This window comes from Rhodanobacter koreensis, assembly GCF_054782855.1.
The window spans coordinates 332,280-347,770 of sequence record NZ_BAAGRR010000001.1 but is presented as its reverse complement, the minus strand read 5'-3'; the positions used below and the strand labels follow the sequence as shown (position 1 = coordinate 347,770).

11 protein-coding genes are annotated in these 15,491 nt (G+C 64.6%); 6 read left to right on the top strand and 5 right to left on the bottom strand.

Features of this window, described 5'->3' with window-relative positions:
- Positions 1-12: 12 nt before the first annotated feature.
- The 4 genes from ACYVKM_RS01500 to ACYVKM_RS01485 all read right to left on the bottom strand — a co-directional run bounded on the left by ACYVKM_RS01500 (position 13) and on the right by ACYVKM_RS01485 (position 4,988).
- Positions 13-471, bottom strand: a complete 459-nt coding sequence (locus ACYVKM_RS01500) for a thioredoxin domain-containing protein (RefSeq protein ID WP_460875220.1) — start codon at positions 469-471, stop codon at positions 13-15.
- Positions 471-1,643, bottom strand: a complete 1,173-nt coding sequence (locus ACYVKM_RS01495; protein ID WP_460875219.1) for a sialidase family protein — start codon at positions 1,641-1,643, stop codon at positions 471-473. The genes ACYVKM_RS01500 and ACYVKM_RS01495 overlap by 1 nt, the downstream gene beginning before the upstream one ends.
- Before the next feature lie 23 nt (positions 1,644-1,666).
- A complete protein-coding gene (locus ACYVKM_RS01490) occupies positions 1,667-3,916 on the bottom strand; it encodes a TonB-dependent receptor (protein ID WP_460876480.1) in 2,250 nt (749 codons plus the stop codon).
- Positions 3,917-4,130: 214 nt separating this feature from the next.
- The gene (locus ACYVKM_RS01485; RefSeq protein ID WP_460875218.1) at positions 4,131-4,988 is read right to left on the bottom strand and encodes an outer membrane protein assembly factor BamD; all 858 of its coding nucleotides are present in this window, start codon (positions 4,986-4,988) and stop codon (positions 4,131-4,133) included.
- Between the two features lie 71 nt (positions 4,989-5,059).
- Here ACYVKM_RS01485 and rluD point away from each other — a divergent pair, with 71 nt between their 5' ends.
- The 3 genes from rluD to clpB all read left to right on the top strand — a co-directional run bounded on the left by rluD (position 5,060) and on the right by clpB (position 9,600).
- Positions 5,060-6,034, top strand: coding sequence for a 23S rRNA pseudouridine(1911/1915/1917) synthase RluD (gene rluD / locus ACYVKM_RS01480; protein ID WP_460875217.1), 975 nt, complete (start codon positions 5,060-5,062; stop codon positions 6,032-6,034).
- A 92-nt stretch (positions 6,035-6,126) separates the two neighbouring features.
- A complete protein-coding gene (gene pgeF, locus ACYVKM_RS01475) occupies positions 6,127-6,876 on the top strand; it encodes a peptidoglycan editing factor PgeF (RefSeq protein WP_460875216.1) in 750 nt (249 codons plus the stop codon).
- A 126-nt stretch (positions 6,877-7,002) separates the two neighbouring features.
- Positions 7,003-9,600 (top strand): ATP-dependent chaperone ClpB, encoded by a 2,598-nt coding sequence (clpB, locus tag ACYVKM_RS01470; protein WP_460875215.1) that lies wholly within the window; start codon positions 7,003-7,005, stop codon positions 9,598-9,600.
- A gap of 86 nt (positions 9,601-9,686) precedes the next feature.
- Here the strand turns inward: clpB and ACYVKM_RS01465 are convergent, their stop codons facing one another.
- Positions 9,687-12,176 carry a TonB-dependent receptor plug domain-containing protein gene (locus ACYVKM_RS01465; protein WP_460875214.1) on the bottom strand — a complete coding sequence of 830 codons (2,490 nt, stop codon included), beginning with the start codon at positions 12,174-12,176 and terminating at the stop codon, positions 9,687-9,689.
- Between the two features lie 280 nt (positions 12,177-12,456).
- Here ACYVKM_RS01465 and ACYVKM_RS01460 point away from each other — a divergent pair, with 280 nt between their 5' ends.
- The 3 genes from ACYVKM_RS01460 to ACYVKM_RS01450 all read left to right on the top strand — a co-directional run bounded on the left by ACYVKM_RS01460 (position 12,457) and on the right by ACYVKM_RS01450 (position 15,407).
- Positions 12,457-12,780, top strand: a complete 324-nt coding sequence (locus ACYVKM_RS01460; protein ID WP_460875213.1) for an FmdB family zinc ribbon protein — start codon at positions 12,457-12,459, stop codon at positions 12,778-12,780.
- Between the two features lie 106 nt (positions 12,781-12,886).
- Positions 12,887-14,659: an aspartate--tRNA ligase gene (gene aspS, locus ACYVKM_RS01455; protein ID WP_460875212.1), complete on the top strand. Its 1,773-nt coding sequence runs from the start codon at positions 12,887-12,889 to the stop codon at positions 14,657-14,659.
- Positions 14,660-14,777: 118 nt separating this feature from the next.
- Positions 14,778-15,407 carry an alpha/beta fold hydrolase gene (locus tag ACYVKM_RS01450; protein WP_460875211.1) on the top strand — a complete coding sequence of 210 codons (630 nt, stop codon included), beginning with the start codon at positions 14,778-14,780 and terminating at the stop codon, positions 15,405-15,407.
- Positions 15,408-15,491: the final 84 nt, after the last annotated feature.

The window sequence follows — 15,491 nt, the reverse complement described above, 5'->3', positions numbered from 1 at the left end:
CGTCGTGCTTTCTTATGGAAGTTGCCTGAGTTCCATGGGTGTCAGCGCACCGCTGAGCCCAAGCCGGCTGCCGTCGGCGCGTATCACCAGCACGCGCGGGGTCTCGCCGCCCCAGTTCGGGTCGAGCAGGAAGTTGATCCGCTCGGGCGAGCCCTCGGCATAAGCACGTGACGGATAGTCGGCCAGCTTCATCTGGCGCAGGCGCGCTTCGATCGCATCGTGTTGTTCGATGCTGTCGGTGGCGATCACCAGCAGTTCGATGTCCTGCGGGTGCGCGCGTTGCAGCATGGCCAGGGCTTCGAGGTTCGGCTCGCAATAGACGCAGTCGAGCGACCACAGCGCAATGATCCGTTCACCGTGAGCCGGCGGCTTCAGCAGGGCCGGAACATCGGCGGCGGCCAGTGGCTGCAGCGAACCGGCGCTGGCGAGTGCCGGCAGCAGGCAGGCGAATGCAAACAGCAGGCGTTTCATCACGGTGCCTCGACCGGAATCAGGCGAAAGCCGCTTGCGGTGTTCCATGCGACGAAGGCGCGGTCCTGTTTTTCCAGCAGCTGCGGCGAGCCGACGGCGTCAGCGCTATGGGCGATTTCGCGTGCCGCATCGAAATGCATGCCGTTATCGAGCGAGCGGCGCAGCATCAACGCATAGCCGTTGGCGCTCACCTGATTCCACGTGATCCATACGGTCTTGTCGTGCACGGCCACGTCGGCGTGGCTGGCGCCGGCACCGGCGATCGCCAGTGCGTGTTGCGGCGGATGCCCCGGGTCGAGCTGGCCGTACCAGATGGTGGGTCTGCCTTTGGCCTCGTACCACACGGCGTGGCGTGTGCCGTCGGCAGCGATGGCGAGGCCGGGGCCGTGCTCCGGGCAGGCGGCGATCTGCCACTGGTCGAAGGTGGCGCGCTCGGCGTGGCTGGGCTGGCCGTCCGTGTGCAGCACGGCATAGGCGTGATCGCGGATGTTGTCGCCGAAGATGCTGCGGAAGAACACCGCGACGTCACCGTGCGGTGTACGAGCGATGGCGATGCGGCAGCATTCGCAGCTCTGGTCGATCAGCTTGCGCTCGGGCACGAAGCTGCGCCCTGCGTCGTCCGACCAGCTGTAGTACACGGCCGCACCGAGGTAACGCTCGCCCTTCGCATGGGCAGCCTCCAGGTCGCGCTTGTCGATCCAGGCAAGCACCACGCGACCGTGGCCATCGACCGCCAGTGTGTCGAAACGATGGGTGATCTCGGCGTGGTCGTGATGCACGGTGAGCGGGGTGGAGAAGTGTTTGCCCCCATCCAGTGAACGGGCGAAGCGCACGAAGCCGGTCCACGGTTTCGCACGTGGCTGCGACCAGCTCACGTACAGCTCGTCGTGCGGACCGAACGCGATCTTCGGCCGGTTTTCCGCACTGTCGTAGATCGGTTCGGCCACGGTGTTCACGTCGACCGGCGCACCGAGCGTTTTGCCGTCATCGTCCGAGTGGCGCAGTCGCACATGGCCATTCGTCGCGTCGACCACCCACAACCGGCCATGCGCATCGAACGCTGCGCTGGCACCAAGTTCCGGACCCTTGGTCATCTGCATCATCGCCATGTCGTCATGGGCGATGGCGGCCAGCGGCAGGAGCCAGAGCAGGGCGAGGATCAACTTGCGCATGAAAGTTCTCGATGGTGCGCGGGTCACAGATCCCAGCGCAGCTGGCCGAACACGGTGCGGCCGGCGTAGGGATGGTAGACCCAGTATCTGGCGTTGGTGAGGTTGTCGACGCCGAGCGAGGCGGCCCAGCCCGGCGAGAACTTCCAGCGCAGTTTCGCATCGGCCACGGTGAAGCTGCTCACCGCACCGTAGGTGTTGACGAAATCGCTGTTGTTCAGCGTGCCGTACTGGCGGCCGGAATGACGGATGCCGAGCGAGACATCCCACTGCGGCGCGAACCGGTAGTCGGCGAACAGGCTGGCGCGGACCTGCGGGATGCGCGGGAAGATCTTGCCGTCGGCCAGCGGGTACTGGCTGTCCTGCAACGTCTTCGCGTCGTTGAGGGCAAGGCTGGCCGAGACATCCAGCCCGGATGTCCATACGTCGGTCAGGCCCAGTTCGCCTTCGACGCCGCGCACACGCATCAGGTTGATGTTCTGCACGCTGGTGACGGTGGGCGTGACGGTGATGTCGGTCTGCGAGTACAACGCATCGGCGATGCGATCCTGGAACAGCGAGACGCGCCAGTGGCCGTGGCTCAGTTGGCGGGTCAGGGTGAGGTCGGTGGATTCGTCGATCTCGGGCTTGAGTCCGGGATTGTTGTTGACGATCGCATTGGCCGAAATCGTGCCCTGGAACAGCTCGGCCACGGTCGGGTAACGTACGGCCTTGCCGTGGGCCAGCCGCAGCTGCCACTCGTCGGCGAAATCCCAGCTCAACGCCGCCTTCGGCGAAAAATCCGTACGCTGCCGGTCCGCGTAGCGCAGCGTGCTGCTGGCGTTGCCCAGCAGGCCGCCATAGGCGCGCCATTGCTCCAGCCGTCCGCCGAGGGTCAGTGCCCAGGCTGGGGCGAAGCTCCATACATCCTGCAGGTAGGCGGCGCGGGTCTGGGTGCGTCCGGCGAACGCGCTGACCGGTGTGCCGTCGGCGTCTCCGAGCCAGTCGCTGGCATTGCGCACCCGGGTTTCCAGTACATAGCGGTCGTCATGCATGCCGGCGTACAGCATGTGCTGATCGCCGAGTGGGCCGGAACTGCGCAGGTCGAAGGTGCTCCAGCCGGAGCCGCTCATGTCGGCGATGGTGCCGGGACCGCCGATCGGCGTGCCGGGTTCGGCCAGGTACGCGGTGGCCGCCAGCGAATGCAGGAAATCGTAGTGGCTGGCCACGGCGGTCCAGCGCCAGCCGTTGTCGAAGTGGCCGTTCAGCTCGGCACCGTACAGCATGTGCGAATCGATCCCGGCCGTCGGCGCGAGGCCGCTCGCCGGCAACGTCCAGGTTTGGCCGTCGGCGCTGATCACACCGCCGCCGACCGGCTGGCCGCTGGCGTTGCGGATCAGGCTGCGGGTGCGATCCTCGGCGTCATCGTGCCACCAGCCGAGCGTGAACAACGCGGCGACATGTTCGGTGATATCCACGCCCAGTTTCAGCTTGGCCTGGGTCTGCACGGTGTGCTCGATGCTGTTGGCGCCGTAAACCAGCCGCGGTGTGCCATTCGGATTGCGATCGAGCGTGGCGCCAGTGACGGGCGTTGCCGCCATGGCGCTGCCGCCGGGCGTCGCGGTGGCGTACTGCAACGGCTGAGCGTCGTTGTCCAGCCGGCTCAAGGCGAGCAGCCAGCTCCAGCGGCCCTGCTTGTTGCCCAGCGTGGCGGCGAACTGACTGCCGCTGTAGTGGCCGCCGGCACCGTAGGCGTCGTGGTAGTCCTGGCTGAAGAGCTGCGTGCTGACGCTGGCAACCAGGTGCTGCGGCAGCACGGTGTGGATCAGTACGGTGGTGCCCAGCGAGTTGCCCGGGTACAGCGCGGAATACGGCCCATACAGGACATCGACCGCACCGATTTCCTCCGGTGTCACCATGCCCCAGCGCGGCGCACCGTTGTAACCGTTGGTCATCAGGTTGGACAGCAGCAGGCCGTCGGCATAGACCAGGCTGCGTGCGCTCTGCAGGGTGCCGGCGTTGCGTCCGCTGATCACCGCATTCGGATCGCCGATGTAGCGTGCACGCACCATCATGTTCGGTACGTATTTCAGCGCATCGGCGCTGCTGGTGGCGTTCTGTTTTTGCAGCTGCTTGCGGGTGACACGCACCTGCACCGCCGGTGTCTCCGTCACCATGCTGTCGCTGGCATGCACCGATATTGGCGCCAGGGTGGTGGTCGCCGGTGCGGGATCGGCTGCCAGCAACCGGCTGCTGGACAAGGCAAGCGCGATGGCCCAAAGGCCGGGCGGGGTCACTTTCAAGAGGTACTCTGGATGCTGGTCTAGGGTTGCGAGAATAGTCGGTTGCCGGATGAGCAACAGATGGCGCGTTGTCGCAGCGATCTGGCCGACGTGATGGGATGCACGCATGCGGCAAAAGGTGCCGGCCATTGCATGTGCCGGCGCGAAACGCCAGGCACAAAAAAGCCGGCGAGCGATCGCCGGCTCATGTGATCCGGATAACTGAAACTCAGTGATGACCGGAGAACGGCACCATCTTGCGCAGCGTGGACGGTGCACGCGGCCACTTGGGATCGGTCAGGTAGGGGTGGTTCGGGTAGTTCAGCGCCAGCACCTGGCGGGTCTGATCGGCGAGTTCCTTGTGGCCCAGTGCCAGGTAGCTGCGGGTGAGGATGGCCAGGGCATCACCGGTCTGCGGTGCCTGCTGGTAGTGCTCGATCACATACTGCGCGCGGTCGGCGGACCCGACATAGGCCTTGTTGCGCAAGTAAAACTCGGCCACGTTGATCTCGTACTGGGCCAGCACGTTGCGCAGGTAGATCATGCGCTGGCGCGCGTCGGCAGTGTAGGCGCTGTCCGGGAAGCGGCGCGACAGCTCGGAAAAGTCGTCGAAGGACTGCAGGTTGTAGCCCTGGTCGCGACGGGTCTGGCTGTCGCTGTGCTTGGTATGGCGTTCGAGAAAGCCGCTGGTGCGATCGAAATTGATCAGGCCACGCAAGTAATAGGCATAATCGACATGTTTGTTGGCAGGATTCGTCTTGATGAAGCCATTGACGGTCGACAAGGCATCATCCGGCTGGTTGTCCTTGTACTGGGAATAGGCCAGCTCGAGCTGGGCCTGGTCATGGTATTCACCCGAGGGAAAACGCGCGATCAGGCGCTGGTAGGCCCTGGTGGACGCCGCGTAGTCGGCGTTTTCCAGCGAGGTGTGCGCCTGGTTGTAGAGCGCGTCCACCGGCATCGTGTCGATGTTGTCGCGCTTCTTGTGATGGAACATCGAACAGGCGCTCACCGACACGGCGAGCGCGAGCACGACGAGCACCTTCAGAGCAGGCAATGGGGACATCGGCAACTTGATTACGCGCATGAGGACAGGATTCAGATGTTTGATCGAAAAGGCATGATAGCCGAAACCGCCCATCACCCGCGGGTGCCGGCATGACCACCATCCGGCATGAGGCCGCGGTGCCGTTGGGCGCAGCAGGACGCAGGTTCGACCAGGCTTTGGCCGAGATGTTCCCCGACTATTCGCGGTCGCGGCTCAGCGGCTGGATCAAGTCAGGGGCGGTGACCCTGGATGGTGCGGTGGCGCCACCGCGCCAGTTGCTGCGCGGTGGCGAGCTGGTGCGGCTGCAGGTCGAGCTGGAGGCCGAGTTGAGCAGTGCGCCGGAGGCCATTGCACTGGCCATCGTGCACGAGGACGAGCATCTGCTGGTGCTGGACAAGCCCGCCGGGCTGGTAGTGCATCCAGGCGCCGGCAACCCGGCGGGCACCCTGCTCAATGCCTTGCTGCACCATGATCCGAGGCTGGCCGAGCTGCCGCGTGCCGGTATCGTGCACCGACTGGACAAGGACACATCCGGTCTGATGGTGGTGGCCAAATCGCTGCCGGCGGTGACCGCCCTGGTGGACATGCTGTCGCGTCACGAGGTCGAGCGTCAGTACGAGGCGGTGGTGCTGGGCACCCTGGTGGCTGGAGGCACGGTGGATGCGCCGATCGGCCGCAGCATGGGCGATCGCTTGCGTCAGGCGGTGCGCGACGAGGAGGATGGCAAGCGTGCGGTGACGCATTACCGGCTGCGCGAACGCTTCCGTGCACACAGCCTGCTGCAATGCCAGCTGGAAACCGGCCGCACGCACCAGATCCGCGTGCATCTGGCGCATATCGGGCATCCGCTGATCGGCGATCCGCTGTATGGCGGTGGCCTGAAGCTGCCCAAGGGCGCCACGCCCGGGCTGATCGCCGCGCTGCGCAGTTTCCGGCGCCAGGCGCTGCATGCAGAGCGATTGTCGTTCGAGCATCCGGTCAGCGGCGAGCTGCTCTCGTTCAGTGCCGAACGTCCGGCCGACCAGCTGGTGCTGATCGAGGCATTGCGTACGGATCTGCTCGAACATGGCCCGGATGATTATTGAATCACCGGCTGGCCGGTGATTTGTCCGTCCGCCGGCAGCCTTCGTTTAAGCTTGGATGATTCCCCGTCCCCCATCCGATTCCGGGCAACGCCATGACCGACACCTGGATCTTTCCCGACTGGCCGGCTCCATCGCGTGTCCACGCTGCCATCACCACCCGGCAAGGGCCGGGCATCTCGGCATCGCCGTTCGAGCGTTTCAATCTGGGCCAGCGCAGCGGTGACATGGCCGATGCGGTGGCGGCCAACCGCAGCGCATTGCAGCAGGCGCTGGCGCTGCCGGCAGCGCCACGCTGGCTGCATCAGGTGCACGGCATCAGCGTGGCCGAGCTGGGGCCGTTGCCCAGCTCGGACGAGCCGCAGGCGGATGCGGCGGTATCGCATATCCCCGGTACCGTGCTGTCGATCCTCACGGCGGATTGCCTGCCCGTACTGTTTTGCGCCGACGATGGCAGCGAGATCGGCGTTGCACATGCCGGCTGGCGCGGCCTCGCCACCGGCGTGCTGGAGGCAACCCTGACCCAGCTGCATTCGCCGCGTGAGCGGCTGTTGGCGTGGCTGGGACCATGTATCGGCGAGGCTTCATACGAGGTGGGCGAGGAAGTGCGTGTCGCGTTTGTGGCAAACGACGCGATGGCCGCGGCATGCTTCATGCCGACCAGGCCCGGTCACTGGCGGTGCGACCTGGCCGGGCTGGCACGGCGGCGGCTGATGGCGGCGGGCGTGACGCGGATCCACGGCGGCGGCTTCGATACATTCAGTGATACGCGCTTCTATTCGTACCGTCGCGACGGTGCGCGCAGTGGCCGTTTTGCCAGCCTGATCTGGCTGGCCGACAGCTGATCGCTCGCCGGGGCCTTGACGCGGCATTCGCATGCCATGTCGCTTGAATCACCTGCCGTTGTCCGCATCTAACCGGGCAGTGGCGGCAAGTCCGCCAAATCCTTTACCTCTTGCGGGGATCACGATATGCGGATGGACAAACTCACCTCGCGTTTCCAGCAATCGCTGGCCGACGCGCAGTCGCTGGCCGTGGGTCGCGACAACAACATGCTTGAACCGGCGCATGTGATGGCCGCGCTGCTCGATCAGCAGGGTGGTTCGACGGGGCCCTTGCTGACCCAGGCGCAGGTCAACGTGCCGGCGCTGCGACAGCGTGTCAACGACATGCTGGAACGCTTGCCGAAGGTCAGCGGGCAGGAAGGCAATATCCACGCCGGCAACGAGCTGACCCGCTTGCTCAACCTCACCGACAAGCTGGCGCAGCAGCGTGGCGACCAGTTCATCGCCAGCGAACTGTTCGTGCTGGCGGCGCTGGACGACAAGGGTGAACTTGGCGCGGCGTTGAAGGCGGCCGGTGCGACCAAGTCGAATCTCGAAGCGGCGATCGACAAGCTGCGTGGCGGCGAGAAGGTGCAGAGCGAGAACGCCGAGGAACAACGCCAGGCGCTGGAGAAATACTGTATCGACCTGACTGCGCGCGCCGAGTCCGGCAAGCTCGATCCGGTGATCGGTCGCGACGAGGAAATCCGTCGCACCATCCAGGTACTTCAGCGCCGCACCAAGAACAATCCGGTGCTGATCGGCGAGCCCGGCGTGGGCAAGACCGCGATCGTCGAAGGGCTGGCCCAGCGCATCATCAAGGACGAAGTGCCCGAGGGCTTGCGCGGCCGTCGCGTGCTGGCACTGGACATGGGCGCGCTGATTGCCGGTGCGAAGTTCCGCGGCGAATTCGAGGAGCGCCTGAAGGCCGTGCTCAACGACCTGTCCAAGCAGGAAGGCCGGGTGATCCTGTTCATCGACGAGCTGCACACCATGGTCGGTGCGGGCAAGGCCGATGGCGCGATGGATGCCGGCAACATGCTCAAGCCGGCGCTGGCGCGCGGCGAGCTGCACTGCATCGGCGCCACCACGCTGGACGAGTACCGCAAGTATATCGAGAAGGATGCCGCGCTGGAGCGCCGCTTCCAGAAAGTGTTCGTGGGCGAGCCGTCGGTCGAGGACACCATCGCGATCCTGCGCGGGCTGAAGGAGCGCTATGCGGTGCATCATGGCGTGGAGATCACCGACCCGGCCATCGTCGCCGCCGCCACGCTTTCGAACCGCTACATCACCGATCGCCAGCTGCCTGACAAGGCGATCGACCTGATGGACGAGGCGGCTTCGCGCATCCGCATGGAAATCGATTCCAAGCCGGAAGAACTCGATCGCCTCGAGCGCCGTTTGATCCAGCTGAAGATCCAGCGCGAGATGCTGAAGAAGGAGAAGGACGAGGCCAGCAAGCAGCGTCTTGCCGACCTGGAGTCCGATATCGGGAAACTCGAGCGCGAGTTCTCCGATCTCGACGAGATCTGGAAATCCGAAAAGGCCGCGCTGCAGGGCACGACCAGGGTGAAAGAGCAGATCGAGCAGGCGCGGCTGGAACTGGAAGCGGCCCAGCGCCGGCAGGACTACGCGAAGATGAGCGAGATCCAATACGGCCGGCTGCCGGAACTGGAAAAGCAGCTCGCGGCCGCGCAGGCTGCCGAGAAGCAGGACTTCACCCTGGTGCAGGACAAGGTTACCGACGAGGAGATCGCCGAAGTGGTCTCGCGCTGGACCGGCATTCCGGTCAGCAAGATGCTGGAAGGCGAGCGCGACAAGCTGCTGCACATGGAAGAAGCGTTGCACAAGCGCGTGGTCGGCCAGGACGAGGCAGTGCGCGCGGTGTCGGATGCGATCCGTCGTTCCCGCGCCGGCCTGTCCGATCCGAACCGGCCGAATGGTTCATTCCTGTTCCTCGGCCCCACCGGCGTGGGCAAGACCGAGTTGTGCAAGGCGCTGGCCGAGTTCATGTTCGACACCACCGATGCGATGGTGCGTATCGACATGAGCGAGTTCATGGAAAAGCACTCGGTGAGCCGGCTGGTCGGTGCGCCGCCGGGCTACGTCGGTTACGAGGAAGGTGGCTATCTCACCGAGGCAGTACGCCGCCGGCCATACAGCGTGATCCTGCTGGACGAGGTCGAAAAGGCGCATCCGGATGTGTTCAACATCCTGCTGCAGGTGCTGGACGATGGCCGCCTCACCGACGGACAGGGCCGCACGGTGGATTTCCGCAACACCGTGATCGTGATGACCTCGAACCTCGGCTCGCAGATGATCCAGGACGCGTCCGAGAACAGCGAAGGTAGCGATGCCGAGGAGCAGTACACGCAGATGAAGGCGTCGGTGCTCGGCGTGGTGCAGGCGCACTTCCGTCCCGAGTTCATCAACCGGCTCGACGAACTGGTGGTGTTCCGTCCGCTCGACAAGGCGCAGATCCGTGCCATCGCCCGGATCCAGCTGGCGTATCTGGAGAAGCGCCTGGCCGAGCGCCAGCTGAAGATGGAAGTCAGCGACGGGGCGCTGGCGTTGCTCGGCAACGTCGGCTTCGATCCGGTCTACGGGGCGCGGCCGCTGAAGCGTGCGATCCAGCAGCAACTGGAGAATCCGCTGGCGCGGGAAATCCTCGAAGGGCGTTATGTGGCCGGCGCCGTGATCAAGGTGGATGCTGCCGGCGGCCACCTGGTATTCCACCAGGGCTGACCTCATCCGGCAGCAATCTTGTCCGGCAGACACAGGAATCCCGGCTTGCGCCGGGATTCCTGTGGTCGATCAGGTGACTGTTGAGGTCACCAGCTGTAGCGCACCTTGCCGTACACGTAGGCGCCGTTGTAGCCGAATGGAGAGAACGTGGAATAGGGCAGCGTACCGTTGTTGGTGTTGTTGGGAATGTTCTTGTCGGGATAGGTGTTGAGTGCGTCATCCGCACCCACCGTGAACGTCCAGTTGCGCAGGTTGTAGTTCACCGCCAGATCGAGAATCCATTTGGGCGTGAAGGTCTGGTCGACCACGCCGGTGGCTGCGTTGTAGCTGGCCAGACTGCTGACATAGCTGGTGTAGCTGCCGTAGCGGGTCAGCGTGCCCGTCACTCCCCAGTTTCCGACGTTGTACTGCTCGCTGAGGATGAGTTTGCTGCGCGGACTCGAATTGGCCAGGTAGCCCTTGATGTCCTGGCGGTTCAGGCGGACGAAATTGATGCCCAGGTCGGTCAATACCGCCGGGTTGGGTTTGACGCTGGTGACCACGTTCTGGTTGTAGTTGGCACTCAGCGTGGTGGCGAGGGTGCCCGCGCTGCCCAGGTCGGCCAGGTAGGTGCCCACGATGTCGATGCCGCGCGTGCGTGTGTTCGCGGCGTTGGTGAAGTAGTCGATGCTGCTGTAGTTGAGGTTGCTGATGCCGTTGGCCGCCAGGTAGCTGACCACGGTCGGCGAGGTGGTCGAGATCGCGCCGGAGAGGGCGATGCGGTTCTGGATGTTGATCTGGTACACGTCCAGGCTGAGGCTGAGCGCATCGGTGGGATTCCAGACCGTGCCCAGGGTGAAGTTCCTCGACTTCTCCGGCTTCAGCGGCTCCGCGCCGAGCAGGCGCGCGATCTGGCTGCCCACCGGCACCAGACCCGAGTTGTAGATGCCGGCCGGCAGGCCCGCCGAATTGCCGTTGGCGAAAAACAGCGAGGACGTCTGCGAAAAGTATTCCTGGCCCAGCGAAGGCGCCCGGAAGCCGGTCGAGGCGCTGGCGCGGATGGCAAACGTGTCGGTGAAGTCGAAGCGGCCAGCCAGCGAGCCCGATGTGGTGTCGCCGAAATCGTTGTAATGCTCATGCCGCACCGCCGCCGAGACGCCAAGCTTGTCGGTCAGATTGGTTTCCAGGTCGAGATATTCGGCGACGTCCTGGCGCGACGCATCGATCGCGTTTGAGGGCTGCCAGCCGGCGAATCCCTGCGCGCCTCCCGAGACGCCGGATGTGCCGACGTACCAGGACGGCAACGAGCCGGCCTGGATTTCGTAGGTCTGGCGCAGGTATTCCGCACCGAACGCCACCGTGACCGGATTGGGCAACCAGCTGACCGGGACATCCTTGGCGATGTCGAGGTCGACGCTTTGCTGCGTGGCGTACAGCAGTCCATCGTCGAACGTGGTCGGTGTGGTTCCGAAGTCGTGCAGGTAGGCGTAGTTGAGGCTGTGCTGCGTTTCATAGGAGACGCGGTTGCCGCCATAGTTGCCGCTCAGATCCCAGCGCCAGCCGTCGACCGTGCCGCGCAGGCCCGCGACGAGGGATTGGTCGGTGGAGTCGGCGTGCTCAAGCGGCAGGAAACCGTCGGGATAAACCTCGCCGATCAGAGGATTGTTCGGTTTCGGTGAATTGATGCCATAGCGGAAAAATGCCGGCGACGTGCTTTGGCGGCGGCCGTAATGACCGAATGCGTAGAACTGCACATCGGGTGTGATGTCGTACTGCGTGTTGAGCAGCACGTTGGTGTCATGCACCGCCGGGTCGCCCTGGCGGAAGTTCACGCCAAGACCGCCGAAGCCGGGGCGGGTGTCCGGCCCCGCGCGATTGGTGTAATCCTCGTTGCCGCTCTGCATGGTGAGGCGCAGCCAGCCCTTGTCGTCGCTCAGCGGGATGCCGAAGTTGGCCGAGCCCTGCCATTGGCGGCCGTCGCCGGCGGAATACTGGCCGCCGGTGAGCTCGATGTCGCCTCCCTTCGCGCCCTTCTTCAGGATGATGTTGATGACGCCGGCGATGGCGTCGGAACCGTACTGTGCCGACGCGCCGTCGCGCAGGACTTCGATGTGATCGATGGCCGACAGCGGGATGGTATTGAGGTCCACCGACTGCGAGCCGCGCCCGATCACGCCGTTGTTCAGCAGGATCGCGCCGGGATGCCAGCGCTTGCCGTTCACCAGCACCAGCACCTGATCCGGCGACAACCCGCGCAACTGCGCCGGGCGTTGCGTGTCCGCCGTATCGGCCGCGGCGGGGCGCGGGAAGTTCAGTGACGGGATGATGCGGGCGAGCGCCGTGGGCAGGTCGTTGGTGCCGGTCTGCTGCAGCACCTTGGCCGAGACCACGTCGACCGGTGTGAGTGAGCTGCTTTCGGTACGGCTGTCCGAGCGCGTGCCGGTGACGATCACTTCGCTCAGGTTCTTCGCCTTGCTGGGGGCGGCAGGCGTAGTCGACGAGGCGGTGTCCTGTGCGCTGGCAACAGTGCTTGCCAATGCGAACAGCACGGCGGCCGTCAGCGAAGTCGAGAGGGCAGTCTGGAAACGCTTGCTCATGGGTGTTCCCCTTATTGTGGTTTGTTGCAATGCGACAAATTCAGACTAGTGGTGTGCTTCACTGGTGTCAATAGACGTTTAGACGTCCAAACATGTTCAAACACAAAGTAATGTGGATATTCCCTCGGGTGATGACGGGTGTACGGCTTCACCTCGTGTCTTCAGGCTGATAGATGGCGACGAAGGTGTCCATGCAACCGATCACACGTTGAAATCCTGGCGGATGGGCCGATAATGGCCCGCTGCCGCCTTGAGGCAGGGCTGGCAAGCGAGGAGCCCCGTGCCCATCTACGAATTTGAATGCAACAGTTGCGGTCACCGATTTGACCGCCTGCAGAAGTTGTCCGACACCGATCCGTCGATCTGTCCGGCCTGTGATGCGCCGCAGTTGCGGCGTCGGGTCAGTGCACCGTCGTTCCGCCTGGCTGGCAGCGGCTGGTACGAGACCGACTTCAAGAAAGAGGGCGACAAGAAGCGCAACCTGGCCGATGGAGCCGCCAGCGACAAGCCCGCTGCGAGCGAAACTGCGGCCGCTGCGCCGGTTGCGGCGACACCGGCTCCGGCGCCCGCTGCGCCAGCAAGCAAGGCCACCAGCGGCGACTGAGCGGGGCATTGCCGGGACCGGGACAGCCCGGCCATGCGGTGCAGTGGTAAGATTCCGGGTCTTTTCCATCTGTTTCAGCCGCCCTGCGGCCCGGAGTTTCAAGCGCATGCGCACGCATTACTGCGGCCTCATTGACGAGTCCCTGGTCGACCAGACCGTTACCCTGTGCGGTTGGGTCAACAAGATCCGGCTGCAGGCCCATGTTGCTTTCGTCGATCTGCGTGACCACGAAGGCCTGGCCCAGGTGGTGATCGAGCGCGACAACGCGGCGGCGTTTGCCGTGGCCGGCGAGATCGGCAATGAATACTGTCTGCGCGTCACCGGCACGCTGCGCAGGCGCCTGTCGGTCAACGACAAGCTGAAGACCGGCACGGTCGAGCTGCTGGCCGATACGGTCGAGATCCTCAATGCCGCAAAGGATCTGCCGTTCGCGCTGCACGAGAGCCCGAACGAGGACATGCGGATGACCTACCGCTACCTCGACCTGCGCCGTCCGGAGATGCAGGCGATGATGCGCAAGCGCATCAAGCTGGTGCAGGCATTGCGTCGTTATCTCGACGAGCGTGGTTTCCAGGACGTCGAGACGCCGATCCTGACCAAGGCGACGCCGGAAGGCGCGCGCGACTACCTGGTGCCGAGCCGCGTGCACCCGGGCCAGTTCTATGCGTTGCCGCAGTCGCCGCAGCTGTTCAAGCAGATCCTGATGATGGCCGGTTTCGACCGCTACTATCAGATTGCACGCTGCTTCCGCGACGAGGACCTGCGCGCCGACCGCCAGCCGGAGTTCACCCAGCTCGATCTCGAATTCGCCTTCGTCGAGGAACAGGACGTGCAGGACTTCGTGGAGGAATTGATCCGCCACGTGTTCAAGGAAGTACAGGGTGTCGAACTCGATGCGGTCTTCCCGCGCATGACCTGGGCCGAGGCGATGCGTCGCTTCGGTTCGGACAAGCCCGATCTGCGCATTGCGCTGGAACTGGTCGATGTGGCCGATGTGCTGAAGCATGTCGAGTTCAAGGTATTCGCCGGGCCGGCGAATGATCCGAACGGTCGCGTCGCTGCGCTGCGCGTGCCAGGCGGCAGCTCGTTGAGCCGCAAGGATATCGACGGGCTGACCGAATACGTGTCGCGTTACGGCGCCAAAGGCCTGGCCTGGCTCAAGGTCGAGGATCTGGCCAAGGGGCGCGATGGGATCAATTCGCCGGTGGCGAAGTTTCTCGATGACGCGGCGCTGGGCGGCGTGCTCAAGGCGACCGGCGCACAGACCGGCGATCTCGTGTTCTTCGGTGCCGGCACCTGGAAGACCGTTACCGACTTCATGGGCGCGCTGCGCCTCAAGGTCGCCAAGGATTGCGGCCTGGTCGAGGACAGCTGGAAACCGTTGTGGGTCACCGACTTCCCGATGTTCGAATACGACGCGGAGGAGCAGCGCTTCGTCGCCCTGCATCACCCGTTCACCGCGCCGAAGATCGACGACGTCGCCGATCTGCGTGCGAACGCCGCGAATGCGGTGAGCCGCGGTTACGACATGGTGCTCAACGGCAACGAGATCGGCGGCGGTTCGATCCGCATCCATCGGCCGGAGATGCAGAGCGCGGTGTTCGAGCTGCTCGGTATCGGCGCGGACGAGGCCGAGGCGAAGTTCGGGTTCTTGTTGAAGGCGCTCAAGTTCGGCGCGCCGCCGCATGGTGGACTGGCGTTCGGCATCGACCGCATCGCTGCGCTGATGGCTGGTACCGAATCGATCCGTGACGTGATCGCGTTCCCCAAGACCACCAGCGCGCAGGATCTGATGACTGATGCGCCATCGCCGATCCCCGCGGTGCAATTGAAGGAACTGCATGTGCAGGTACTGGGCAGCGCGACGGTCGGCCCCTGAGTTTGCGCAGTGACGCGGTCGACGAGCGACGTGGTCGGCGCCGGATCAGCCTTGCGAATGCAGCTGCCGGTGGCGGCATTGTCATTTCTTCCACTTCGCGTCAGGCCTCATGCGCGTCATGACTGATCATGTGATCCTGCTGCATGGCCTGTGGATGCGCGGTTTCGCGCTGTCGATGCTGCATCGTCGGCTGATCGAGGCGGGCTTTCGCGTGCACCGCTTCGACTATCTGAGCGTGGCGGCGACCCAGCAGCGCATCCTCGATCGATTGCAGGTACGCATGACAGGATTGGCCTTGGAGGCCAATGCCGTGCATCTGGTCGGCCACAGCCTCGGCGGTCTGCTGGCCTTGCGGGCCTGCCTCGACGGTGAACTGCCGCCGGGACGTATCGTCTGTCTGGGCTCGCCGCTGAAGGGCAGCGCGGCGGCACGCGGATTCGCTGCGTGGGGGCGTGGGGGTGAGGTACTGCTGGGGCATAACCGCGAGTTGCTGCAGCAGGGGTTCGAGCGCTGGGACGGCCCGCGCGAGGTCGGCATGATCGCCGGCCGCATGCCGCTCGGCCTCGGTGCCATGCTGGGCCACTTCGCTGGCGAACATGATGGCACCGTGGCGGTGGAGGAAACCCGCTTGCCTGGCCTGGCTGCCCATTGCGTGGTCGAGGCCAACCATACCGGGCTGCTGTTCTCGGCCGAGGTGGCGCAGCGTGTTGCCCGATTCCTGCACCAGGGCCGTTTCGAGGCTGGCTGAGCGGTTTGTTCGCAGCCTGCCTTCCATGCCGAATCCCGGCACGCGATCCGAAATCAGGTAAAATTCCCGATTCGTTCATCTGAT

What these genes read in the sequence shown, in the direction of transcription:
- ACYVKM_RS01500 (WP_460875220.1), bottom strand. Translation starts at nt 471, where the DNA reads ATGAAACGCCTGCTGTTTGCATTCGCCTGCCTGCTGCCGGCACTCGCC.
- pgeF (WP_460875216.1), top strand. Translation starts at nt 6,127, where the DNA reads ATGACCGACACCTGGATCTTTCCCGACTGGCCGGCTCCATCGCGTGTC.
- ACYVKM_RS01465 (WP_460875214.1), bottom strand. Translation starts at nt 12,176, where the DNA reads ATGAGCAAGCGTTTCCAGACTGCCCTCTCGACTTCGCTGACGGCCGCC.
- rluD (WP_460875217.1), top strand. Translation starts at nt 5,060, where the DNA reads ATGACCACCATCCGGCATGAGGCCGCGGTGCCGTTGGGCGCAGCAGGA.
- ACYVKM_RS01450 (WP_460875211.1), top strand. Translation starts at nt 14,778, where the DNA reads ATGACTGATCATGTGATCCTGCTGCATGGCCTGTGGATGCGCGGTTTC.
- clpB (WP_460875215.1), top strand. Translation starts at nt 7,003, where the DNA reads ATGCGGATGGACAAACTCACCTCGCGTTTCCAGCAATCGCTGGCCGAC.
- ACYVKM_RS01495 (WP_460875219.1), bottom strand. Translation starts at nt 1,643, where the DNA reads ATGCGCAAGTTGATCCTCGCCCTGCTCTGGCTCCTGCCGCTGGCCGCC.
- ACYVKM_RS01485 (WP_460875218.1), bottom strand. Translation starts at nt 4,988, where the DNA reads ATGCGCGTAATCAAGTTGCCGATGTCCCCATTGCCTGCTCTGAAGGTG.
- aspS (WP_460875212.1), top strand. Translation starts at nt 12,887, where the DNA reads ATGCGCACGCATTACTGCGGCCTCATTGACGAGTCCCTGGTCGACCAG.